Annotated in this window: 26 protein-coding genes; 22 read left to right on the top strand and 4 right to left on the bottom strand. The window is 37.9% G+C overall.

The window, feature by feature from the left end:
• The first annotated feature begins 4 nt into the window (after window positions 1-4).
• From ftsA to J3U73_RS02015, 21 genes are all read left to right on the top strand, one after another.
• Window positions 5-1,363 carry a cell division protein FtsA gene (ftsA, locus tag J3U73_RS01915; protein ID WP_220269576.1) on the top strand — a complete coding sequence of 453 codons (1,359 nt, stop codon included), beginning with the start codon at window positions 5-7 and terminating at the stop codon, window positions 1,361-1,363.
• 14 nt (window positions 1,364-1,377) lie between these two features.
• Window positions 1,378-2,715: a cell division protein FtsZ gene (gene ftsZ / locus J3U73_RS01920; RefSeq protein ID WP_267409418.1), complete on the top strand. Its 1,338-nt coding sequence runs from the start codon at window positions 1,378-1,380 to the stop codon at window positions 2,713-2,715.
• Window positions 2,716-2,729: 14 nt separating this feature from the next.
• Window positions 2,730-3,173, top strand: a complete 444-nt coding sequence (locus J3U73_RS01925; protein WP_267409419.1) for a cell division protein SepF — start codon at window positions 2,730-2,732, stop codon at window positions 3,171-3,173.
• Window positions 3,173-3,475 (top strand): YggT family protein, encoded by a 303-nt coding sequence (locus J3U73_RS01930; RefSeq protein ID WP_103751531.1) that lies wholly within the window; start codon window positions 3,173-3,175, stop codon window positions 3,473-3,475. The genes J3U73_RS01925 and J3U73_RS01930 overlap by 1 nt, the downstream gene beginning before the upstream one ends.
• Window positions 3,475-4,284, top strand: coding sequence for an RNA-binding protein (locus J3U73_RS01935; RefSeq protein ID WP_267409420.1), 810 nt, complete (start codon window positions 3,475-3,477; stop codon window positions 4,282-4,284). Before J3U73_RS01930 ends, J3U73_RS01935 begins: the two co-directional genes overlap by 1 nt.
• Complete coding sequence (locus J3U73_RS01940; protein ID WP_267409421.1) at window positions 4,251-5,036, top strand: DivIVA domain-containing protein; 786 nt, start codon at window positions 4,251-4,253, stop codon at window positions 5,034-5,036. The genes J3U73_RS01935 and J3U73_RS01940 overlap by 34 nt, the downstream gene beginning before the upstream one ends.
• A 221-nt stretch (window positions 5,037-5,257) precedes the next feature.
• Window positions 5,258-8,047 (top strand): isoleucine--tRNA ligase, encoded by a 2,790-nt coding sequence (gene ileS, locus J3U73_RS01945; RefSeq protein WP_267409422.1) that lies wholly within the window; start codon window positions 5,258-5,260, stop codon window positions 8,045-8,047.
• Entirely contained in the window at window positions 8,047-8,265 is a 219-nt protein-coding gene (locus J3U73_RS01950) for a cold-shock protein (protein ID WP_103751535.1), read from the top strand. Before ileS ends, J3U73_RS01950 begins: the two co-directional genes overlap by 1 nt.
• Before the next feature lie 4 nt (window positions 8,266-8,269).
• On the top strand, window positions 8,270-8,833 hold the full coding sequence (locus J3U73_RS01955) for an NUDIX hydrolase (RefSeq protein ID WP_220221085.1): 564 nt from the start codon (window positions 8,270-8,272) through the stop codon (window positions 8,831-8,833).
• A 1-nt stretch (window position 8,834) separates the two neighbouring features.
• Window positions 8,835-9,197, top strand: a complete 363-nt coding sequence (locus J3U73_RS01960) for a hypothetical protein (RefSeq protein ID WP_267409423.1) — start codon at window positions 8,835-8,837, stop codon at window positions 9,195-9,197.
• A gap of 17 nt (window positions 9,198-9,214) precedes the next feature.
• The gene (locus J3U73_RS01965) at window positions 9,215-9,910 is read left to right on the top strand and encodes a 5'-methylthioadenosine/adenosylhomocysteine nucleosidase (protein WP_267409424.1); all 696 of its coding nucleotides are present in this window, start codon (window positions 9,215-9,217) and stop codon (window positions 9,908-9,910) included.
• A 3-nt stretch (window positions 9,911-9,913) separates the two neighbouring features.
• Window positions 9,914-11,071 carry a cysteine desulfurase family protein gene (locus J3U73_RS01970; protein WP_220269584.1) on the top strand — a complete coding sequence of 386 codons (1,158 nt, stop codon included), beginning with the start codon at window positions 9,914-9,916 and terminating at the stop codon, window positions 11,069-11,071.
• A 50-nt stretch (window positions 11,072-11,121) separates the two neighbouring features.
• Window positions 11,122-11,463 carry a DUF1831 domain-containing protein gene (locus J3U73_RS01975; protein WP_103751540.1) on the top strand — a complete coding sequence of 114 codons (342 nt, stop codon included), beginning with the start codon at window positions 11,122-11,124 and terminating at the stop codon, window positions 11,461-11,463.
• Between the two features lie 5 nt (window positions 11,464-11,468).
• Window positions 11,469-12,590, top strand: a complete 1,122-nt coding sequence (gene mnmA / locus J3U73_RS01980; protein ID WP_258566337.1) for a tRNA 2-thiouridine(34) synthase MnmA — start codon at window positions 11,469-11,471, stop codon at window positions 12,588-12,590.
• Between the two features lie 170 nt (window positions 12,591-12,760).
• Entirely contained in the window at window positions 12,761-13,420 is a 660-nt protein-coding gene (locus J3U73_RS01985; protein WP_267409426.1) for a histidine phosphatase family protein, read from the top strand.
• Entirely contained in the window at window positions 13,417-14,067 is a 651-nt protein-coding gene (locus J3U73_RS01990; RefSeq protein ID WP_267409427.1) for a tetratricopeptide repeat protein, read from the top strand. The genes J3U73_RS01985 and J3U73_RS01990 overlap by 4 nt, the downstream gene beginning before the upstream one ends.
• Complete coding sequence (locus tag J3U73_RS01995; RefSeq protein ID WP_267409428.1) at window positions 14,060-16,417, top strand: ATP-dependent RecD-like DNA helicase; 2,358 nt, start codon at window positions 14,060-14,062, stop codon at window positions 16,415-16,417. The genes J3U73_RS01990 and J3U73_RS01995 overlap by 8 nt, the downstream gene beginning before the upstream one ends.
• Window positions 16,418-16,441: 24 nt before the next feature.
• Window positions 16,442-16,831 carry a DUF1828 domain-containing protein gene (locus tag J3U73_RS02000; protein ID WP_267409429.1) on the top strand — a complete coding sequence of 130 codons (390 nt, stop codon included), beginning with the start codon at window positions 16,442-16,444 and terminating at the stop codon, window positions 16,829-16,831.
• Between the two features lie 64 nt (window positions 16,832-16,895).
• Window positions 16,896-17,603 (top strand): ABC transporter ATP-binding protein, encoded by a 708-nt coding sequence (locus J3U73_RS02005; protein ID WP_267409430.1) that lies wholly within the window; start codon window positions 16,896-16,898, stop codon window positions 17,601-17,603.
• 18 nt (window positions 17,604-17,621) lie between these two features.
• Window positions 17,622-18,413: an ABC transporter permease gene (locus J3U73_RS02010; protein ID WP_267409431.1), complete on the top strand. Its 792-nt coding sequence runs from the start codon at window positions 17,622-17,624 to the stop codon at window positions 18,411-18,413.
• Between the two features lie 144 nt (window positions 18,414-18,557).
• Window positions 18,558-18,971 (top strand): GNAT family N-acetyltransferase, encoded by a 414-nt coding sequence (locus J3U73_RS02015; protein ID WP_267409432.1) that lies wholly within the window; start codon window positions 18,558-18,560, stop codon window positions 18,969-18,971.
• Window positions 18,972-19,035: 64 nt separating this feature from the next.
• On the opposite strand, the gene J3U73_RS02020 is transcribed toward J3U73_RS02015, so the two are convergent.
• The 4 genes from J3U73_RS02020 to def form a co-directional block, all read right to left on the bottom strand.
• Window positions 19,036-19,986: a diacylglycerol/lipid kinase family protein gene (locus tag J3U73_RS02020; protein WP_267409433.1), complete on the bottom strand. Its 951-nt coding sequence runs from the start codon at window positions 19,984-19,986 to the stop codon at window positions 19,036-19,038.
• Between the two features lie 42 nt (window positions 19,987-20,028).
• Window positions 20,029-21,708, bottom strand: coding sequence for a ribonuclease J1 (gene rnjA / locus J3U73_RS02025; protein WP_220221095.1), 1,680 nt, complete (start codon window positions 21,706-21,708; stop codon window positions 20,029-20,031).
• 5 nt (window positions 21,709-21,713) lie between these two features.
• Window positions 21,714-21,938 carry a DNA-dependent RNA polymerase subunit epsilon gene (locus tag J3U73_RS02030; protein WP_103751550.1) on the bottom strand — a complete coding sequence of 75 codons (225 nt, stop codon included), beginning with the start codon at window positions 21,936-21,938 and terminating at the stop codon, window positions 21,714-21,716.
• A 173-nt stretch (window positions 21,939-22,111) separates the two neighbouring features.
• The gene (gene def, locus J3U73_RS02035) at window positions 22,112-22,666 is read right to left on the bottom strand and encodes a peptide deformylase (RefSeq protein WP_103751551.1); all 555 of its coding nucleotides are present in this window, start codon (window positions 22,664-22,666) and stop codon (window positions 22,112-22,114) included.
• A 254-nt stretch (window positions 22,667-22,920) separates the two neighbouring features.
• Between def and typA the strand changes: the two genes are divergently transcribed.
• A complete protein-coding gene (typA, locus tag J3U73_RS02040) occupies window positions 22,921-24,762 on the top strand; it encodes a translational GTPase TypA (RefSeq protein WP_267409434.1) in 1,842 nt (613 codons plus the stop codon).
• Window positions 24,763-24,786: the final 24 nt, after the last annotated feature.

Genomic DNA, 24,786 nt, shown 5'->3' on the forward strand with positions numbered 1-24,786 from the left:
AATTTTGGACAATACAAATCTTTTGGTGGGACTGGATATAGGTACTACCAGCGTAAAAGCAGTTGTTGCGGATTCAGGCAAAGTAATAGGTGCAGTGGCGGTTCCAAATAAAGGAATGCGTCACGGCAATATTGTTGATATTGATGAAACAGCGAATGCGATTAGACGTGCATTAAAAGAAATTGCAAATAAGACTAATGCAAAAATTTATCGTGTCGTAACTGGCATTCCGGTAGGAATGTTGCAGCTAGAAACGGCAAGCGATTTAATTAATGTTAGCGACAATGGTCAAGAAGTCGGCAATAACGATGTAAGACGAGTTGTTCAAACAGCAATTAAATCGGCAGTCAAAAGTGAAAGGGAACCAATTGCTTTCTTACCAAGTCGCTTTTTAATCGATGGCAGAACCGAAGTTGACGATCCTCGCAAAATGATTGCACATTCTTTGGCTGTGCAAGGTATTTTGCTAACTGCACCAGCGAGCCCATTGCACAATATCAAAAAAGCAGTCGAGCGTGCAGGCTATCAAAATAACTTCTTTATTCCAACCCCTCTTGCTATTGCTAGTGTTGCCCTTGATGAAAGTGAGCGCACATTTGGTTCAATTATTCTTGACTTAGGCGGTGGAGTTACCACTGCAACAGTTATTCACAATGGTCAGATCAAGTATGCAAATATTGACTTCGAAGGTGGTAGTGATATTACAAATGATATTTCTGCCGTTTTAAGTACATCTAAGAGCGATGCGGAGCAAATTAAGTTAGATTATGGCTACGCTGATCCAAATTTAGCGTCAGCTAAGAATAAATTTGCGGTTAACAGTGTTGGTTCTAACGGCCAACAAATGGTTGATGAAGTCTATCTAAGTGAAATTATTAATGCACGAATTTTGCAAATTGTCAGTCGAATTGAAAAAGGCTTAGTAAAGCATGATGCACTCAAACTTCCGGGTGGGATTGTGATTACTGGCGGCAATAGTTTGCTTCAGGGAATTGATAATATCATTGCTTCGAAACTGAATATTAAAACGCGAATATATCAACCTGATCAAATTGGGATGCGTAATCCAGTTTATTCGGCTGCTTATGGTATAGTAAACTATGCATATAAAATGTCTGATATTGACTTTTTGGTTATCAGTGCCATTTATGGTAAAAACGTATTGGGAGAACCAGAAGAGCACAACGAAAAAATTGCTAAAAATTCAAAAAGAGCAGTTGCTGGTAATGAAACCAAAGTAAAAGAAGAATATAATAGACATGAGTTGTTAAAGCGAGAGAAGAGATCGCAAAGCAAATCAAAAAATAATACGCAAAATAAAGATAAAAGCATTAAGAATTTCTTTAAAAAGTTCTTTGATTAAAGGTGGTTAATTAGATGGATTTCACATTCGATTCGGACGACAATAAAAATGCTGTCATCAAAGTGATTGGTGTCGGCGGTGCTGGTGGTAATGCTGTTAATCGAATGATCGATGACGGCGTACAAGGAGTTTCTTTTGTAGCTGCGAATACTGATGTTCAGGCTCTTAATAGTAATAAGGCAGAAACTAAAATTCAGCTTGGGCCGAAACTAACTCGTGGTTTAGGTGCAGGTTCACATCCTGAAGTAGGTCAAAAAGCTGCAGAAGAAAGCGAACAAACAATTGAAGATGCACTAAAGGGTGCAGATATGATTTTTATTACCGCAGGAATGGGTGGTGGTACTGGTACAGGTGCCGCACCTGTTGTGGCAAAAATTGCGCGTGAAACTGGTGCTTTAACTGTTGGTGTAGTCACACGACCATTTACATTTGAAGGCCCGAAGCGTTCAAAAAATGCGGCTGAGGGTATTTCGCAATTAAAGCAATATGTTGATACACTTGTTATTATTGCAAATAACCGGTTGCTTGAAATGGTTGACAAGAAGACGCCAATGATGGATGCCTTTAAAGAAGCTGATAATGTATTAAAGCAAGGTGTTCAAGGTATTTCTGATTTGATTACTTCAACTGATTACGTTAACCTTGACTTCGCTGACGTTAAGACAGTTATGGCTAATCAAGGTGCTGCTTTAATGGGAATTGGGCGCGCTAGTGGTGAAAATAGAACAGTTGAAGCTACTAAGTTGGCAATTTCTTCACCGCTTCTTGAAGTTTCAATTGATGGTGCTCGGCAAGTTCTATTGAACATTACTGGTGGACCTGATTTGACTCTATTTGAAGCACAAGATGCTTCAGAAATAGTTTCCAAGGCCGCTGGTGATGATGTCAACATTATCTTTGGTACTTCAATTAATCCTAATTTAGGAGACGAAGTTGTTGTGACTGTTATTGCAACAGGAATTAGTTCGCAGGCTGAAGAAGAGGCTTCAAAGCAGCTACCTGGCCGCAGTCATCAAGTTAAGGCTCAACCAAGCAAAGAGTCACGTTCGCAAATACCAGAACAAGGTACTGCAAAACCTGCTGCTGAAGAAGAAACGGCGGTTAACCAGCAAACACAGGTACAACCAGCACCTAAGCATAAGACTATGGTTGACCCTACGAGTGTTTGGGGCTTAAATAGTGATGACACCCAAGAAACTAGACGTTCGACACCAGCCAGTGTTGAATCTAGTGAGAGTCAGACTTCTTTTGATGATGACGATCAAAGCAGTATTTCACAAATTGAAACGAGTGCTATTGACGACGATGATACAGATGATATCCCGTTTTTTAGACACCGTGGTGAAAACTAATAGGAGGCAATGTAATGGCTTTTAGTAAAATAGGTAAGTTTTTCGGTGTTTCTGATGACGAAGACGAGTTATTAGACGGCGAAGAATATGTTGATGACCAAGAAATAACCGATGAGAATAATATTCCAAATGGTGCGATTGATCATGATAAAGTGGTTTCCATCAAATCTGGAATCAATTCTGCTAAAAGCAAAATTGTTTTGTATGAACCCCGTGTTTATTCAGACGCAAAAGATGTTGCACAAAACTTGCTGAGTAATAAAGCAGTAATTATTAATTTCAGTCGAATGGAAGATGCCTCAGCGCGTCGAATCGTTGACTTTATTACTGGCACTGTTTATGCGTTAAATGGCGAGATTCAACGTATTGGTGACAAAATTTTCTTGGCAACCCCGCCGAAGTTTGTTACTAACGGTAAAATTAGCGATTTAGTAGATAAGAAAGATAATTTGAGTTAATGCTTACAGCAATTTATTACATCCTAAATACCATTAAGTGGATTATTTGGGTATACAGTATTGTTATGGTTATTGATGCAATTATGAGCTGGGTGCCGATGCTACGCGATTCATTTGTAGGTCGACTAATTGATCGTCTAGTTGACCCTTATGTAAATCTGTTCCGCAAAGGACCAATTCAAACTTTAACTAATTCGACTGGTTTGGATATATCGTTTTTAATTGGATTGTTAGTGCTTTATTTTATTCAAGATTACGTATTGGGCTGGATTGCTAATATTTTATTAAGGATCTTTTTATAATGAAGAAACGGCAAGCTAGCAAATTCTATCCATATTTTGATTCAGAAGAAAAATCGGTTATTGATAAAATGACCGGTTTTTTCAATAGCATTGTTTTTAAGCATCAACCTATTTTGACTGATTTTTTAAATCCTGGTGAACGAGATATTTTAAAAACAATTAGTGGTAACGACCTGTTTATTCAAGAATTTGGTGGATACCCTAATGCTGAGAAAAAACGGGTTTATATGACTGAGGACTGGGTCAATTTAGCTCCTTGCGCCTATGAAATTACACCTTGCGAAATAGTGTATCCGCAAAAATTCGCGCACTTATCGCATAGTGCGATTTTAGGTAGCATAGCTAATTCTGGAATCGAAACTGATACTTTTGGTGATATCATTACTGACAATGCGGGTCATTGGCAAATCTTTGTAAAAAATGAGTTAGTTACTTTTTTTCAGGAAGAGATTAGCCGAATTGGCCGCTCGCAAGTTAAAATTCGGCCAATTACTGCCAAAGATATTTTGCATGCTGAAGATGATAGTACTGACGCAACGATTATCGCTGCATCGTTAAGAATTGATGCAGTATTATCGGGCATTAGTAAACAGAGTCGTAAAATGATCAAAGACGCAATTACCGCCAATTTAGTGAAATTAAATTGGCATGGAGTGCGAGATTCTAATATAATAGTAAAAGAAACTGATATCATTAGTTTGCGACATTTTGGAAGATGCCAGGTAATGAATATCTCGTCTACGAGAAAAGGTAAATTTAAGGTGGTGCTGAAGCTGTGGCAGACAAGAAAAAACAGACAAAAAAACTAACCCCCATGGACATTCATGATCAAGAATTTAAAAAACGAGGCCTAAGTGGCTATGATCGGCACGAAGTTGATGCTTTTCTAGATCGGATTGTTGATGATTATGGAGATGCACTTGATGAAACGGTTGATTTGAAAAATAAAATTACACAACTAAATCATCAAGTTGAAAAATTACAAGCGGAAGTAACCAGGTTTCATAAAAATGAATCAGCAGCCAAGGCTCAATTAGCTGATGCACATGTAAAAGCCCAAGAAATCATTAATACAGCTACGCAACAAGCTCATAATGAAACTGCTCAAGCTAAAGTTGATACTGAGTACCAGAAGCAGCAATTAGATACAATCAAAGCAGATTATGATCGGGTTAAAAAAGAAGTTGCGGGTTATAGACGTTACATTCAGGAACTTTTGCAACAAGCAATCAAAAATCTTGATGATGAGAAATGGCAAAAGGCCCTTGATAAATATTTTTCGACTGAACGTTTTTACCCACCAGATGGTGCTGAGCCTATCATGTTAACAGATGCAGAAGAAGTTGTTGATGAAGATGACGACGATGATGTTACTGTTGAGGTTGACAATGACGGAGATGATGAAGTAAACTTTGATGAAGACACCGCAGATGATCCTAAGCCAATGGCTGGAGATAGTTCTAATTCTGAAACGGTGAATTTACGAGAAAATGAAAATGCGCCAATTGTAGAACCTGGTGCTCAAATCATCTTTCCCGATAGTGATAAGAATCATAAATAATAAACAGGCAGTAAAACTTGAAAGCAAATCAGCGAATTAGCGGTGGTGTAAGGCTAATATAAGAGCTCGATAGTTGATCAGCTGCTAACTAAATTGTTTATTCGGTAATTGCACGTTACGCAATCTATAAGTGGAGCTTAAAAGCTCAATTTAGGTGGTACCACGATGAATAAACCTCGCCCTAATTTTAGGACGAGGTTTTTTGACAGAAAGGAATTTAAATGAGAGTGAAAGATACGCTGAATTTAGGTAAAACTAAGTTCAAAATGCGCGGCAATCTTCCAGTTCGTGAAGCCGAGTGGCAAAAAGAATGGGATGAAAATAAATTATATGAGCAACGACTAAAACTAAATGAGGGTAAACCACGGTTTGATTTACATGATGGTCCTCCGTTTGCTAACGGCAACATCCACATGGGTCATGCTTTAAATAAGATTTCAAAGGATATTATTGTTCGCTTTAAAAATATGAGCGGTCACTATGCTCCTTATGTTCCTGGCTGGGATACGCACGGCTTGCCAATTGAGCAGCAATTAGCGAAACAGGGCGTTAACCGCAAGGAAATGAGTCGAGCAGATTACCGTCAATTATGTGAAGACTACGCTAAAAAAGAAATCAAAAAGCAAATGGCTGATTTTAAGCGCCTTGGTGTAATGGGCGATTGGGATCATCCTTATATAACGTTGCAGCCGGAATACGAAGCTGAAGAAATTCGTGTTTTTGGTAAGATGTATGAAAAGGGCTACATTTATAAGGGTAAAAAGCCAGTTTATTGGTCACCATCAAGTGAATCCACTTTAGCGGAAGCCGAAGTCGAATATCATGATGTTAAATCACCTTCAATTTTTGTTGCATTTCCGGTTAAAGACGGTAAAAATATTTTAGATCCAAAAGACACCTACTTCTTGATCTGGACAACCACGCCATGGACTATTCCTGCAAACCAAGGTATTACCGTTAATCCAAGCTTTGACTATTCCGTTGTAAAAGTAAATGACAAAAAATATGTCGTTGGAACTGACCGCTTAAAAGCAGTTGCCGAAACTTTAGGTTGGGATAATTATGAGGTAGTTCAGCACCTAGCAGGCTCAGATATGGACCGTATGCTGGCAACTCATCCATTATATGGCCAGAATGTACTGCTGATGAACGCTATGCACGTTACCGCAGAAGATGGTACAGGCTTAGTTCATACAGCTTCGGGCTTTGGTGAAGATGACTATAATGTGGCCCAAAAGTATGGTTTGCCTGTCTTTAGTCCATTGGATAACAAAGGCTGCTTTACGTCTGAAGTACCAGATCCCGATTTAGTGGGCATGTTTTATGATGATGCAAATAAAGTAGTTGCAGAAAAATTGCGCAAATCCGGCAATTTGCTAAAATTGAGTTTCTTTACCCACTCATATCCACATGATTGGCGTACCAAGAAGCCCGTAATTTATCGTGCCACAACTCAATGGTTTGCTTCAATCGAAAAATGTCGTCAACAAATTCTTGATCAAATTGATAAAGTTAACTTCACACCTTCGTGGGGTAAAGTTCGTCTGCATAATATGATTAAGGACCGGGGAGACTGGGTAATTTCGCGTCAACGTGCTTGGGGTGTTCCATTACCAATTTTCTACGCCGAAGATGATACGCCGATCGTAACGCCAGAAACAATTGAGCATATTGCGCAAATCTTTGCTAAAGAAGGCTCAAATGCCTGGTATAAGCACACTGCCAAAGAATTATTACCGGAAGGCTTTACCTCTGAGCATTCACCAAATGGTGAATTCAGAAAAGAAACTGACATTCTAGATGTTTGGTTTGATTCAGGGTCATCACACCAAGCTGTAATGGCTAAAAGACCAAACTTGCGTTTTCCTGCCGACTTATACCTTGAAGGTAGTGATCAATACCGGGGATGGTTTAACTCAAGTTTAATTACTTCAGTTGCTACTACAGGACAAGCGCCATACCGCAGTATTTTATCTCAAGGGTTCGTCCTTGATGATAAGGGACATAAAATGTCTAAGTCACTTGGTAACGTTATCGCACCAAATGATGTAATCAAACGGATGGGAGCCGAAATTATTCGACTCTGGGTTGCTTCTGTAGATGCAACTTCCGACGTTGCCGTTTCGCAGGATATTTTGCAGCAGACCTCAGAGAGCTACCGGAAGATTAGAAATACATTCCGTTATATGCTTGCCAATACGTCTGACTTTGATCCAGAAAAAGATCGAATTCCGTATGAAGAGTTAAACTCAGTTGATCAATATCTCGAAGTACTTTTGAACCAATTGGTAAAAACTTGCTTAGATAAATACGAGCAATATGATTTTAATACGGTCTATAAGAAGGTCTTTTCATTTATTTCAAATGATTTATCTGCGTTCTACTTGGATTTTGCTAAAGATGTTTTGTATATTGAAGGTCAAGACAGTCATGCTAGACGCTCAATGCAAACCGTTATTTACGATGCAGCAGTCAAATTAGCCAAAGTATTAACGCCAATCTTACCTCACACGATGGAAGAAATTTGGTCATTTTTAAAAGAAAAAGAAGACTATGTCCAATTAGCTGACATGCCAGAAGTTTCCGAATATCAAAATGAGGCGGAACTACTAGCAGACTGGAAACAATTTATGAGTATGCGTGACGATGTTTTGAAGGCTTTAGAGCAAGCACGTGATAAGAAGTTGATTGGTAAGTCATTTGAAGCTGCAGTGACAATTTATCCTGATAAGGAAACTGAAGCCGTTTTAGCTAAACTTGATGCCAACTTCAGACAAATTCTAATTGTTTCTAAATTAACCATTGCAACTGACCCAGCACCGGCAAATGCCGAAAAATTGACTAATGGGTCATATATTGTTGAACGTGCTGAAGGCGAGGTTTGTCCACGTTGCCGGATGATCAGAACTGATATTGGTGAGGACAAAGATTTGCCACTAATTTGTGGACGTTGTGCTAAGATAGTCAAAAGCGATTATCCAGATATTGTCCAAGAAGGATTAGAGGAATAATGCGTTTAGGTACAGTAAAACAATTTGATCAAAACAGCAGTTTTGGTTTTATTGAAGATAGTGAGAACCATAAATCGTATTTTGTATTTTATACTGCAATTAAAGAAGAGGGCTATCGTCGTCTTCAAGTTGGGCAAAAAGTTAAATATCAACTTGCTCAAGGAAAAAATGGGCTTCAGTGCGTAAATGTTTACTTGGCCCAATCTACAGGAAAGTGAATAAATGGATTTAACAGAAACTGAAATTTCTTCAAAACAGATTTTCTCAGGTCGAATTGTTGACCTCTCGGTTAGAACAGTTAAATTACCTAATGGTGAAACTACTCTTAGAGAAGTGGTTAAGCATCAACCTGCAGCGGCAGCTATTGCCGTAAATGAAAAGCAAGAAATGCTTTTAGTTGAACAATGGCGGGAACCAATTAAGGAACTAACTTTAGAAATTCCTGCTGGTTTGGTTGACGAAACTGATGCGAGTCCTTTGGACGCGATGAAACGGGAACTGAATGAAGAGGGCGGCTACCATGCCGATTATTGGGAAAAAATCACAGATTTTTATTCGTCACCTGGTTTTACCAATGAGAAATTGTATTTATTTTATTGCGATACATTAACAAAATTGACTGATAAAAGGCCACTTGATTCTGATGAATTTTTAACTGGCCATTGGTTCAGTTTAGAAGAGTTGAAGAGACTTTCTGCACAGGGTAAAATTGTTGATGCAAAGACATTGTATGCAATGAGCGTATGGGAAAATATGCTTTTAACAGGTGCAAACGCAAAGGATTAAGATGACTGAAAAACGATCAGATTACCGTAAGAAAAATAAGCATAAAAAGAATAAGGGCTTTTTCAATACAATTAAATCGGCATTTGATGGCAATGATGAGGAAGTTGACGTTAACCCTGAATTTACTCGGTCTGAAAATGATGGTGCGTCGAATGTTCAGCAGCCAAATAGGGAAAATACGCGCGAAAAGCGGCGAAAACAAGGCAATTTTAGCCAAAAAACTGCTAATTCGCATATTTCCCCGAATGACCGTACACTTACTAGTGAACAAAAAGGTCTTAGACTAAAGAAAAAATTGAATCGAGCAATTTTTATTATGCTAGTTTTAATTATTTTGGTATTACTGGCGTTATTTCATCTATAAAATTAACGAGGGTAAAAATGAAGATAGCAATTATTGTCCCAATGGAAATTGAGGCAGAATATTATCATAAGTATTTTCACTCTGGTAGCAAAGAAATGTTCGGATCAACGTTATTCGAGCATTTTTGCGTTAACCATAATGATATTTATATTGGTTTGAGTGGAATAGGTAAAGTTCAGGCTGCGATGAACCTAGCTAGCTTGCTAAGCATAGTGGATATTGACTTAATATTCATGACAGGTTCCGCTGGATCTTTACAGGCGAAAGTGCACAAAGAAGATTTGATACTAGCTAACGCTTTTGCTTATCATGATGCGCATAACACTCTTGCTGGTGATTATGTTGAAGGGCAAATTCCGGGAGAACCCGCAGTTTTTAAACTAGATTCACCTGCTAGAAAACGATTTGCTACTTTTTTAGAGCAACAGAACGTCAAATTTCAAGAAGGTTTAATAGTTACTGGAGATTCTTTTATCGGCTCTGAAGCGCAAAAAGATGCGATTAAGGCGAACTTTGCAACTGCTTTAGGAGTTGAAATGGAAGGAGCAGCTTTTGCACAGGTTGCCGCGCATTTTAATAAACCATTAGTAGCTATGCGTGCTATTTCAGATAATGGCGATAATGATGCAAATGAAGATTTCGATCATTTTGCGCAAAAAGTAGGGTCAAAGGCTGCTAAATTAATTTGTGCCTATTTAGAAGAGATGAATTAAATCATGAAACAAATATATCTTGATAATGCAGCTACAACACCGATGTCTCCCAAAGTGATTGATGTGATTACCAAGGAGATGAAGGATGATTTCGGCAATGCTTCTAGCACTTATGAGTTGGGGAGAAAAGCACGGCATGTAATTGATCAGGCTCGTTCAAAAATTGCGGCAGCGATTAATGCCAAGGATAATGAAATCATCTTCACCTCTGGGGGCTCCGAAAGTAATAATACCGCTATTTTAGGTACTGCTCACAGTCGGCAAAACGAAGGTAAGCGTATTATTACGACTAAAATTGAGCATCCTTCTGTTTTAAACCCAATGAAAAAGTTAGAGCAAGAAGGCTTTGATGTAATTTATCTTGATGTAGATGAACATGGTCATATTGCTCTTAATGACCTAAAAAAAGCTTTAACGCCTGAAACGATTCTGGTATCAATCATGGCGGTCAACAATGAAATTGGAGCAATTAATCCATTAAAGGAAATTGGGGCAATTGTAGCTCAAAGCAACGCTTATTTTCATGTTGATGCGGTTCAGGGGCTGGGTAATATTGATTTGGATGTCAAAGAAATGAAGATAGATTTGTTGTCTACTTCAGCCCATAAAATAAATGGTCCCAAATTTCTTGGCTTTTTATATGAAAATAACCAAATTAAGTTACCGCCACTCGTTTACGGTGGAGAGCAAGAAACTAAAAGGCGGGCTGGAACGGAGAATGTTCCTGGTATTGCTGGTTTTGGTGAAGCTGTTACAGAAATTACTGCTATTGATAAGAATGATTTGCAGAATAAATATCAAAAATTACAAAAAATTATTTTAGACAAATTGACTGCAGAAGAAATTGCTTATCAGATTAATGGTGGCGTGGGTGAAAATGTATCCCATCACGTTCTAAATTTACGTCTAAATGGTGTTTCAACTACAGTGCTGCAGGCTAATCTTGACCTAGCTGGTTTTGCTGTCTCGGGTGGCTCCGCTTGTACAGCTGGTTCACTTGAGCCGTCGCATGTGTTAATTGCTTGTTTTGGTAAGGATTCTCCTAGAATTTCAGAATCAATCCGAATTTCATTTGGCCGGTATAATACTGAAACAGAAGTAGAGGAATTTGCTGAGCAACTAAGCAAGATCGTTAAAAAAGTCCAACAAAGGGAAAATTAGTTGCTTTTTAAGAAAAATTAACTTATTATTTGTAAGCAAGAGGTGTAATCATGGCAAATACAGTTATAATCAATGGTGATAATCGTAAATTTACGCTTAGTCCAGAACTAAAGCTTTATGCATTAATTGATGCGGGCTTTGTTAAAACAGTTAAAGGGAATTTTAATTACGAACATCCTTTGTACAATGATTCACCTTATAATGCGCCAACCAAGCTTAAGATGACGATTAACAAAGATTTGAACCATTTAACGATGGTCATTACGGATCGTAATGGTTTGCAAAAAGTGAATATTTTTAAAAACAAGCAATTAGCGCCCACGGTTGAACTTTTGAACTATATTTTAAAAGATCTTGAAGAGCGTAATATTATTGTTGCTGTAAAGGATTGATTTAATTGGCTAAAAAGACCAGAGTTGTTGTTGGAATGAGTGGCGGAGTTGATTCCTCTGTATCTGCATTATTGCTTAAAGAGCAGGGCTATGATGTCATCGGTGTTTTCATGAAGAACTGGGATGACACAGATGACGCCGGTGTTTGTACCGTAACTGAAGATTACGAAGATGTTAAAAAAGTTGCAGATCAGATTGGTATTCCATATTATTCAATTAACTTTGAAAAAGAATATTGGCACCGCGTTTTTGAATATTTTTTAAACGAATATCAAAAAGGACGGACGCCTAATCCCGATGTAATGTGTAACAGTCAAATTAAGTTTAAATCGTTTTTAGAATTTGCTTTAAATTTAGATGCCGACTATATTGCTATGGGTCATTATGCTAAGACCGTGACTGATAAAAACGGTATTACTCATATGATGCGTCCAAAAGATGGGAATAAGGATCAAACCTATTTTTTAAGTCAATTGACGCAAGACCAAATAAAGCGGGTGATTTTTCCGTTAGCAAATCTAACCAAACCGCAGGTTAGAGAAATCGCCATTAAAAATGGTTTAGTAAATGCTAAAAAGAAGGATTCTACTGGAATTTGCTTCATCGGTGAACGTAATTTTCGAAAGTTTCTGAGTGAATTTTTGCCAGCACAAGCGGGTAAAATGGTTACTCCTGACGGTAAGGTCGTAGGCGAGCATGCTGGTTTGATGTATTACACCATCGGTCAACGTTCAGGTCTAGGACTTGGCTCGACCAAGGAGTCTACTGCACCTTGGTTTGTGGTCGGGAAAAACTTAGCTAAGAATGAACTAATTGTGGAGCAAGGCTATGATAGCAAGTTGCTTTATGCGACTGAGCTTAAGGCAAGCGGGATGACGTTTTTTACTGGTCAGCCTGATCATGACTTAACGCTCCATTGTAGCGCAAAGTTTCGTTACCGTCAGCCAGATGTTGAAGTAACAGTGGATTACCACGCAGCAACCAATACCGCGACGGTTTACTTTGCTGAGCCGGCTCGAGCAGTTACACCTGGTCAGGCACTCGTTTTATATAATGGTGAAGAGTGTCTTGGTGGCGGCAATATTGATTGTGCTTACCAGAATGAGCAAAAATTACAGCTAGTTTAAACAGTAATAACAATTAAGAAAAATGTGTATAGAGCATTTTTCTTTTTTTGTTGGCTTTTTCAAATACAACATAAGATTGTTAGTCTTATTGAATTTTTTGCTTTTTTCAATTGCGTTAATTAAATGATAAACTATGAAGGTAACAATAAGAGGAGATTGATCGATTAGTAATGCAGATTTATTTTATAAGGCATGGAAAAACAGAATGGAACTTAGAACGAAAATTTCAGGGAGCACATGGTGATTCTCCACTCTTACCCCAAAGTTTAATTGATATTCAAAAACTTGGACATTATTTAAGTCAAACGGAGTTTGCTGGCTTTTATTCTAGTCCGATAAATCGTGCATATGAAACTGCCAAAAGATTAAAGTCGAGTATGTCTTCTTCTTTAATAATTAACCGAGACAAGCGTTTACGCGAATTTGACTTGGGTAAAATGGAAGGACTTAATTTTTCAGAGGCTGCTAGGCAGTACCCACAGCAAGTCGCTGATATTTGGGATAGTCCTGAAAAGTATGATGGTAAAAGCATCGGTGGAGAAAATTATTCAGACGTGATTCAGCGTGGATGGAGTTTTGCCCAGGAAATTGCTCAAAAATATCCTGATGATAGCAATAAAGTAATTGTTGTAAGTCATGGTGCAGCTTTAAGCGCGATCATGGGCGGACTTTTAGCTTATCCTCTTTATGATATTCGTCATAATGGCGCCCTCAGTAATACTAGTTTAAGTATTTTGGAAACGACCGATCAGGGAAAAAGTTTTCACTTACTCGTTTGGAATGAAACTAAGTTTTTAGGAAGAAAAATATTAGGAACAGATTCACTATGACAAATGACCAAAATAACCAAGCAAAAAATAAGCAGCAATCTGAAAAGCAGATTCATGATCTGATTACTAAAATTGATGCAGACCCGCAAAATACTGAAAATTACCTAAAACTTGCTACTTGTCTAATTGAACAGGGGAGTTTTGACCAAGCAACGCAGCTTTTAGAACAAGCAAAACATCTTGTTAGAAATCCGCAAGATTTAGACTATGATTTGGCAGTTTGTCTATATCTGCAAGGCGATTTTGCTAAAGCTTTAGAGTTATTAAACAAAATCCCAAATGATGACTTGGTCTTATACCAAAAGGCTCTGGTTTTTCTCAAATTGGGACAAAGACAGAAGGCTTTAGCCCATGCATTAACAATCAAAAATATCGATAATCGGGTTAAAGAATTGCTAGGAGATATTTGGTTAAGCCTAGGTAATTTAACTAGTGCAAAATCGAGTTATCAGCAAGTAAACGAGAATCAAAGAAGTGCTAAGGTCAATTTCATGCTAGGCATAACAACTCTTAATGATAATCGCAAGGAAGCTGAAGAATATTTACACAAGGCTAAACAAGAGGATCCTAAATTTTACCAGCAGGCTCAAGAACAATATGATGCAATTTTAAAAATGATTAACGATTCGGAAAAGAAAAATGACTAAGTTTAACGGTAAATTAAATCGAATAGTTTTTGAAAACGATCAGGATCTTTTTAAAATTCTTGATGTAACTATCATTGGTAAACTAGAAGATTATGATCGAGAAGAAATTAAAGTTACTGGTAGTTTTGGCGATATTCAGGAAGGTGGAACTTACACTTTTGACGGCAAGCTAGTCGTACATAATAAATTTGGCTTGCAATTTCGCTGTGACAGCTATAAGCAATCAGTTCCGCAAGAAAAAGGAAGTTTAACACGCTATTTAAGTTCCAGTAAATTTCCGGGAATTGGGAAAAAGGCTGCGGATACTATCATCTCAGCTTTAGGAACAAATGCTTTAACCGTGTTAAAAGATAATCCGGCTAAAGTGGCCACATTGCCATTAACCAAAAAGCAAAAGGACAGTTTGATTTCGGGTGTTAATTCAATGGACTCATACTCAGAGATTGTTCTTAAATTAGCACAATTTGGCTTAAATAAAAAAGTGGCAGCTAGACTGTATCAAATTTATCACGGTGAAACTCTCGCTAAATTGGAGCAAGATCCGTATGCCGCGATTGCAGAAGTTACGGGCTATGCGTTTAAAAGTGCTGATAGAATGGGCAGTAAATTAGGAATTGCTGCCGATGATCCGCGACGTATTAATGGTGCAATTTTCCAAATTTTACTCGATGAACTAAGTAAAGAGGGAAATACCTTTGTAAAGTTGGCGTTACTTCTAACACAAGCAAGTAAGTTATTACAAATTAAACAATTTGATCCCATTGCTACGTGCGTTAACAATCTCCAGCACCAGGGCAAAATTGTTGTATCTGGTGAAGATGCTGCATTGCAGTCTATTTTTGAGACTGAAAACGAAATTGCTCTCACGATGAAGAATTTGATTGAGCGGAAGAATACCACCAAGCCATATAAGGAACGAGCAATTCAAACGGCCATAAAAAATGCTGAGAAGAAATTAAAAATTAGCTATGACGACACCCAAAAGCTGGCCATTAAAAATGCTTTAACTAACCCGATTTCGATTCTGACAGGTGGCCCGGGAACAGGTAAGACAACTATTATCAATGGTATTTTACTTTCATTGCGAGAGCTGGCTGAAATTCCTGCTTCGTCTTTGTACAGTAGCGATCCGCCTTTTTTGCTAGCTGCTCCAACAGGTCGGGCTGCTAAAAGAATGGAAGAGATTACCGGTATTACGGCCAAGACCATTCACAGGATGTTGGGATTAGGAATTGGTGAAAATGACGCTACTGATTTAAACGAATTAAACGGCGAAATTTTAATTATCGATGAAATGTCTATGGTTGACATGTTTTTGTTTAAGCAACTGATTTCTAGCATTAATGATACAAAGCATATCGTTTTTGTTGGAGATAAGGACCAATTGCCATCGGTTGGTGCAGGCAATGTCTTTAGTGATTTAATTAAGGCTAATGCTTTTCCTACAACTGTTTTAAAGCAAATCCACCGTCAAGGAGACGACTCGAGTATTATTACGTTGGCTCATGATATTAATGAGGGTGAAGATCAGCAATCTTTGTTTACTAAAACTAAAAATTATTCTTTCATTTCTTGTCCGCCGCATGAAGTTGATCATGTAGTAAGCCAAATAGTTGAAAGAGCTATTGCCCATGGTTTTGCTAAAGATGACATTCAAGTCTTGGGTGCCATGTATCAAGGACCAGGTGGAGTAACCAATCTGAATAATGTTATACAGGAAATTATGAATCCGGCTAAACCTAACAGTAAAATCCTCGAAGTTCATGATGAAGCTTTTCGGATAGGGGATCGGGTTTTACAGTTACAAAATAACCCTGAAAAAGATATATATAATGGTCAAATTGGTAAAATTTTAGCGATTGATGAAAAAAATCCGCAAAAGTGTATGACTGCAGACTTTGATGGACGGGAAATAAACTTTAGCAAAAAAGATTTATTTGATTTGACCAGAGCTTATGCAATAACAATTCATAAGGCCCAAGGTTCGGAATTTCCACTAGTAATTTTGAGTTTAACAATGCAAAATTATGTTATGTTGAAACGGAATCTGCTGTACACGGCGGTTACGCGTGCCGAAAAAAACTTGGTTTTAATTGGCGATCCTCGGGCGTATGTGATGGCGCTTAATACTTCTGGTAATGATCGGCAAACTGGTTTAAGTCAGAAATTGCAAGAGCAATTAGGCGTTGTTAGTCAGACAACCCCTGAGAAAAAGGTAGAAACACCAAAAGTAGACGAGCAGGTAGAAGAAAAGCCTAAAGATTATTTACTTACTTCTGAATTAATTTACGCTGGTAAAATCGACCCAATGATTGGAATGGCTGATATTAAGCCAGGAATGAAGCATTAACTCAGAATAGGAGAAACTTTTTAAATGAACCAAAATTTTGCTAATGAAAGTCAACAATTAAAAAAGGCAATCGGCTCGTGGGTCCAGGACCAGACGCAAATTTGTCAGATCGCAGATAATGCTTGGGAAATTGTTACGTTTGTTCAAGATGCAATGGGTGAGTCAATCTATTGTTTTGTAGAACAAAAAGATGATTATTTCCGGGTTGGCGATGATGGTCGAACTCTTTTTAAAATTGATCCCAGTGCCAGTGATCAAAACTTGCTAGATTCGGCAGAAGAACTAATTTTAGCTGATGGCTTTGAATATGATGCAAATACGGGTGAAATTTGGGCTCAAGCAGATGAAGAAAGCTTAGTAGCGGTCATAATGGAATTAGTCCAACTTGCCGCAGCGATTTCCTACCTAAGTTGATATTGTTACACTTCAATGTTATAATTCATTAATTCTTAAAATTTAATGAAAAGAGGACTTGCTAATGGCGCTAAAATTTGAGCAACTAACAAAAAAATATGGCAAAAAAATGGTTTTAAATCAAATTGATTTAACAATTAATGTTCAGCCAAAAGTTGTAGGCCTAATCGGCCCAAATGGTGTAGGCAAGTCTACACTTTTGCGTCTTATTGCAGGAGTTCTGGAGCCAACGGAAGGCCGAATAACCAATGATCAAGTAGCCCAAAATTATGCTAAATGGGCAAGTTCACACACGTCTTTTATTGCTTCTGGTGAAAGAGGACTAATTAACCGGCTGAATACTTGGGAAAATTGTCAATTTTTTGCCTCAATTAAGGGTGTTGATCCCAAAGTTGCCCAAAAGAGCATTGCCAAATTGGCTGCTGAATTGAATTTTTCTCCAAATATGAAGACAATTTTTCAAGAATTATCGACAGGTCAAAAGAAGAAGGCAGCAGTTCTAGTTGGTGCCGCCATGCAAACGGATTTTGTTCTTCTTGATGAACCATCAAATGGCTTAGATATTTCTGCGCAAAAGGATTTGGCAGACTTCATTTTGGCACTGAAAAATAATCAGCATAAACTGATTTTTGTTTCGTCGCATGATACTCAGATGTTATCGGGGGTCGTTGATCAATATCTCTTTATTAAAGATAAAGTGATTCCACGTGTAGTTGATCATCATCTCGAAGAAGCTGATTTGTTGGCAATTTACCATAATATATACAGCTAAAGTCAAGGGGTGAATTAAATGAATAAGTTAAAACAGCTGGTAACTTTGTTTGTGGTTCAGCTTAAGCTGCAGCTAAAAATCAAACTGCGTTATCTCAGTGCAACAATCACCGAAATGATCATATATGCTGGTGCCCTGCTACTCATTTTATTCGGAGCAAACGGTAATAATATTGGTCAGCAATATGGGATCAAGGGCAATGTCTTGATAACTCTAATCGGCTATTTGTTCTGGAGCAATGGTGTTTCTGCCTTAAACTCATGTAGTAGTAGTGTCGAAAGCGATGAAATATCGGGAATATTTGAAACTGAGGCGCAATCAGCTCTTCCCTTATGGCTAATCTATTTAGTCCAAACAATTGTTGAAGAACTCTACACCTGGATTTATTTAATCATTATCAGTATTGTCACGAGCTTTTTTGGTCATTTTTCATTGCTTGACTTGTGTATTGCTTTTTTACTAACATTTGTTTTTACCTTGATTTCAAACTTAGGAATGTTTGGTATTGGGATGATTTTTGCCTCTGGTTCAATTCATTATAAGCGAATGGGACAGTGGGCAACAATATTGCAGGCCTTACTGGTGATGTTTTCCAATATCTATCAACCAATGATTACGCCTTATCAGCAGATTATTCCCTATGCCAGTGGTATCGAAATCGTACGGAGCTTATTTATAGGTAAAAGCGTTCCGCTTAATACCTACATAATTTTTGTAGTAGTTAATTTGTTTTGGCTAATTGTTGGCATTGTTATTTTCAATTATTGCTTTAAAAAGGAAAAAAAGAATGGTTCGTTTGATGCATTTTAGATTAATTTTTAGAGAGAAAGAAAGGGTATTATTTTAAAATTTAAACAGGTTAAATGGTTATCTGCCAATTATCGGAAAGTTAAAAAACTATATTTAAGTGCTTTCCCGCAAAATGAGCGATTCCCACTTTGGCAGTTGCAGTTATTGTCCTTAAAAAAAGCAGTTCAATTTGATGGTCTGTATGATCAGGATCAGTTCATTGGTCTCACTTATACTGCGGTTGATAAAAAGGCGGTTTATCTTTTCTATTTAGCAATTGAGCCGGCCAAAAGAGGACACGGGTATGGCAGTCAGGTACTGACTTTACTAAAAGAAAGATATCCCGCTAAGCAGATCTTCTTAGATATTGAGCCCGTTACTTCTGAGGCCGACAATTATGAACAGCGACAAAAGCGCTTAGCATTTTATCAGCAGAATGGCTTTAATTTGACTAAGCATCGCTTAATTGACGATGGTGGAATTTATGATATTTGTACTACTGGTAGCCACGTCAATCTTCAAGAATTAAACAAACTTACACGTAAAATGAATATTTTTGCTCAATCCAAAATCGTATAGTCTTTATCAAATTTAAAGCAAAAAAAGAATCATGAAGATAAGTTCTTCATGATTCTTTTTGTTTTCACCGGTACAGTCTAAATTGATCAACAGCAAATTCAAGTTTAAAGGGCTGTCTTTTTATTTGCTCGCCATCAACTTGGGCGAATTCTTTTTGATTAGTTATAACCGTAATTTTATCTGCCTCAATATAATGAAATTGCGGGTCATTAAGATGAGAACCATCTTTTAATAGATCTAGAAAAAGCTTAACTAATTTTTTTAAGCTATCCTTTTCAACAATGACCGTGTCAATTTTATGACTATCAATTTTAGCGCAAGGTAAAAGTGGAATGCCACCACCAAGATATGGGTGGTTAGTTGTAGTTACTAAAAAGGCATCGTTATAATGCCATCTTTTACCATTAGCTTCCAGATCAACGTGAAAGGTATCCTGCTTGTATAAGGCCGATAAAATATGAAGAACGTAGATTAACTTGCCTTCATTTAGTTTATTCAGCAGTTTTTTTAGGTTAGAAATATTGCTAAGGTGGTTCACATATGCGTCAAAGCCAATCCCAAAACTATTCGCAAAATAATAAGTTTGCTCACTAATCTCGGGAAGTCTAAAGGAGCCACAATCAGTTAGGGTGGGGGTAAAGACGTGCTGTTTTATATTGTCAAGAAGCACTTGCGGATCACTCGGAAGATTAGCAGCACGGCCAAAGTCATTTCCGGTTCCGGCCGGTAAGTAGGCGAACGGGGTTAACGGATTCTGCGATCTTTTGATACCGTTTAATACTTCGTTTAGTGATCCATCACCGCCAATAATAATCAAAACTTCGTTTTTTAAATGCTGCTTGTCGGCATATGTTTGTGCTAACCGAATGGCTTCACCGGCAAATGCACTCTTTTTAACATCAAAAGTTATCTTTTCCTTTATCAGCAATAAAACCATACGATCTAATATCTTTTTTGCACGACCATTACCAGCAGTTTCATTGACGAGTAGGTGTATTTTTAAATTAGAATTCATTTTGTTTTTTACTTTAAATAAAAAAGCCCGGTTGGGCTTCAATTATTTTTTCTCAACTATCATCGGCAAAATCATTGGCCTTCTTTTAGTTTTGGAATATAAGAAATCCGCTAAATTCTCAATAATTGCCTTGCGAACAACGCTATCTTTAGGCGTTTCTACTTTATCCATTTCGCTTTTGATAATGTGATAAATGTGTTTTTGCGCTTGATTGATTAATTCTGTTGACTCCCGCATGTAGACAAAACCACGACTTAAAACATCGGGGCCAGCCAATACTCGTTTATGCTTGTAGTCAACTGTTGCAACTACCACGACTAAGCCGTCTTCTGATAACACTTGGCGATCATGCACAACCACATTACCCACATCTGCAGTTCCAGACGTATCAACATAAACATCGCCGGCAGGAACATGACCTGCAATTCTTGAACCTTCTGGGCTAAAGCAGAGGACTTCACCATTTTCTAAGACAAAGGTGTGATCTTCTGGTACTCCAGCAGCTTGTGCCAATTCCGTATGTACAACTTGCATTCTATATTCACCGTGCACAGGAATCATATATTTTGGCTTAGTCAATCTGACCATCATCTTCAGCTCTTCCTGACCACCATGTCCAGATGTGTGAACGTTATTGATGCGACCATGAATAACATTTGCGCCACCTTCCATTAGCTTATTAATGAGGTGGTTAACACTTAAAGTGTTACCTGGTATTGGATTGGAAGAAAAGATTACTGTATCGCCCGGTTGTAAACTAATTTGCCGATGCGTACCATTGGCTATGCGAGAAAGAGCGGCTAATGGTTCTCCCTGAGAGCCAGTACAAAGAATCATTGCTTGTTCAGCTGGAGTATGGTTGATTTCATTAGCGTCAACGATTAAACCTTCAGGTACATTTAAATAGCCGAGGTCAATTCCGTTTTGGACGCCATTTTCCATACTTCTACCAAAAATGGCAACCTTTCTTCCGGTATCAATTGCCGCTTCGATTGCTGTTGATACCCGGTAGAGGTTGGAGGCAAAGGTGGCAAAAATAATTCTGCCATGAATGCCTGTGATTATATCATGCAGTGAGTGGGCAACGAATCTCTCCGATTTAGTAAATTGCGAAACTTCGGCATTAGTCGAATCCGAAAGAAGGGCCAGCACGCCCTCGTTACCAAGTTTAGCCATTCTCTGAAAATCTGGTGCAGGTTGGTTCATTACTGGAGTTAGGTCAAATTTAAAATCACCAGTAAAAACAACCGCACCCAGTGGTGTGTGAACCGCGATTCCGAGTGTATCAGGAATTGAGTGAGTAGTTCTAAAGAAGGTAACAGTTAATTTCTTAAATTTCAGAACTGTATCTTCATGTTCTTCATGAAGTTCAGTTGTCCGCAAAATACCATGTTCTTCAAGCTTTCCCTTAATTAGTGCAAGTGCAAAAGGTGTAGCATATACGGGAATTTCAGGTATTTTTTCTAAAAGAAATGGAATCCCGCCAATGTGGTCTTCGTGTCCGTGGCTAACTACCAAGGCTTTGATTTTTTTCCGATTTTTAATTAAATAAGAATAATCGGAAATAACATAATTAATACCAAGAAGATCATCCTCAGGGAATTTAATTCCACAATCCATGATAATAATTTCATCTTGGTATTGGACACAATACATATTTTTGCCGATTTCGTGCAACCCCCCGATTGCAACGACAGCGACTTCATTATTTTTAATACGCACTTAAATTACTTCTTACTCTCGAAAGACGTCAATTTAAAATCAGCGTGCTCTTTTTCATATTCGAGTGAATTTCCAGCTAATTCTTGGATGAGTTCAATGTTGTAGGGGGTATTTTCCTCAACCAAAGTTCTAGCTGTGACTAAATTTTCAGCCTCTAAGTAAAGAGTCTGAGTAGTTTCACGACGAGGGTTAACTACCTTATCTTTTTGATACAAAACTTTGTAGATCATATTTGTATTCTCCTTATTCAGTTAATAAAACGTTCTTGTTTGGGTAGCTTAAAGTACCCAATAGCTAGTAAAATTTTACCATAATTGTTATTTCAAGTATAGAATCGAGTTCTAATAGTTTAATAAAAAAACCGTCAAACACCAGCTGACGGTTTAATTTCGGGTATACTCAATTAATAAATAACAACAGTATCATCATCTAATTGGAACGGATTTTGTTTGTTAATCCGGTCATAAAAGAGGTGACCACGTAAGTGCTCAATTTCGTGTGAAGCAACAATGGCAGGGTAGTCTTTAAGCCGAATTGTCTTTTCTTCACCATCGACTGTATAATAATGAATTTTTAATTTATCTGGTCGTGGTACATAACCATCAATCACTTTATCAACACTTAAACAGCCTTCGCCTTCGCTGAGACATGCTTGACGAACGGATTCAGATAAAATTTCTGGGTTAACAATTGTTTCTTTAAAAATAATTTCGTTTTTATCGTTGGGTACGAGCAAGGATGCCATTTGGACGCTTTCGCCAACCTGCGGTGCTGCAAGTCCCACACCGGCACGCAATTGGTGCTTCTTAGCGATTTCTGGATCTTGTGAGTTAATTAAGTATTCCATCATTTCATCAGCAAGATGGCGATAATGGTCGCTTAAAGGAAAAGTTAGCGGTTTTGCTACTTGTCGTAACACAGGATCACCGTCGCGGGTAATATCTTTCATTAAAATCAATTACATTCACTCTTTCATAAAAAGTTATATCTATATTTTTACCATAAGTTAGGCTAATTTGTCTGCTTTTTATTCTATACTAAATTTTTAATTTGAAAAAGAGGGATAAACGTTGACCAGTATATAGTTAGGTGTTAAAATCAATGAGCGTAAATATACAGATATGAAACACTTCGATTAGCATGTTTTTGACGTGCCGCCGAAACTGTGACATTGTCACAGTTTTTTTATTGAAGAGTGGAGGAGGAATACTTTTGTCAGAAAAAAGAAGAGACGATATTAGGAATATAGCTATCATAGCTCACGTTGACCATGGTAAGACAACCTTGGTTAACCAATTATTGAAACAATCCGACACTCTGCCCGAACATATGGCTCTGGAAGATCGTGCAATGGATTCTAATGATATTGAACGTGAACGTGGTATTACTATTTTATCTAAGAATACTGCGGTTAAATATGGTGATACTACCATCAATATTTTGGATACGCCTGGACACGCCGACTTCGGTGGTGAAGTTGAACGTATCATGCACATGGTTGATGGGGCTTTGCTATTGGTAGACGCCTATGAAGGTACAATGCCACAGACTCGTTTCGTGTTGAAGAAGGCATTAGAAGCTGGTGTTAAACCAATCGTTGTGATTAACAAGATTGATCGCCCTGGCGCACGTCCTAAAGAAGTTCTTGATGAAGTTCTGGAATTATTCATTGAATTAGGAGCAAATGATGAACAGCTTGACTTCCCAGTTGTTTATGCTTCAGCATTGAATGGTACTTCCTCATATGATGCGGATCCAGCAACTCAAAAAGAAACGATGAACCCTATTTTTGACACAATCATTAAAGCTATTCCAGCTCCACTTGATAATGCTGATGAGCCACTTCAATTCCAAATTACAATGCTTGACTGGGATGATTATGTTGGCCGTATCGGTGTTGGTCGTATTTACCGTGGTAGTGTAAAGGTTGGCGACAACATTACAGTTATGAAACGTGATGGTTCACAACAAAACTTTCGGGTTACTAAATTATTTGGTTTCTTTGGTTTGAAGAGAAATGAGATCACAGAAGCTAAAGCTGGTGACATCATTGCAATCAGTGGTATTAACGATATCTTTGTCGGTGAAACTATTGCTTCTGCTGAAGATCCTGAAGCATTGCCATTTCTTAAGATTGACCCACCAACTTTGCAAATGGACTTTGTTGCTAGTGACTCACCATTTGCAGGTCGTGAAGGGGACAAGGTTACCCCAAAGAAATTGGAAGACCGTTTAATTAAGCAAACGCGGACGGATGTTTCTTTGAAGGTAGAACCAACTGATCAAATTAATGCGTGGACAGTATCTGGTCGTGGTGAATTGCACTTATCAATTTTAGTTGAAGAACTTCGGCGTGAAGGTTTTGAATTGCAACTTTCTCGTCCAAAAGTAATTTACCGGGAAATTGATGGTCAAATGTGCGAACCATACGAAGCTGTGCAAGTTGATACGCCAGATGAATATGTTGGTTCGGTCATTGATTCGCTTTCCCAACGTAAAGGTGAAATGAAGAACATGGAATCTACTGGTAATAACCAGACTCGCCTTGACTTCTTAGTACCTTCACGTGGACTAATTGGTTATAACAATGAATTTATGTCTCTAACTGGTGGTTATGGTATTTTGAACCATAGTTTTGACTGCTATAAACCGGTTGTTAAAAACTGGGAACCTGGTCGTCAAAATGGTGCATTGGTTTCAATTAGTCAAGGTAAATCAACTACGTATTCGTTACAAACTGTTGAACAACGTGGAGAACTATTTATTGGTGCCGGTGTTGAAGTTTATGAAGGAATGATCGTTGGTCAATCATCCCGTGACCGTGATATTGCAGTCAATGTTATTAAGGGTAAAAACCTAACTAATACGCGTGCTGCAGGTAAGGATCACGCCGCCGCAATCAGAACGCCAAAAACTTTAACTTTGGAAGAAGCCATTGAGTTCTTAAATGATGACGAATATTGTGAGGTAACACCTAAATCAATTCGGTTACGTAAGAAGATCTTAAACACTTCTGAGCGGCAAAAAGCTGATAAGAAACGTAACAAAAAGTAAATATTATCAACAAGAACGGCACTC

Source organism: Lactobacillus sp. B4005, assembly GCF_026536045.1.
Classification (GTDB): Bacteria; Bacillota; Bacilli; order Lactobacillales; family Lactobacillaceae; genus Lactobacillus; species Lactobacillus panisapium.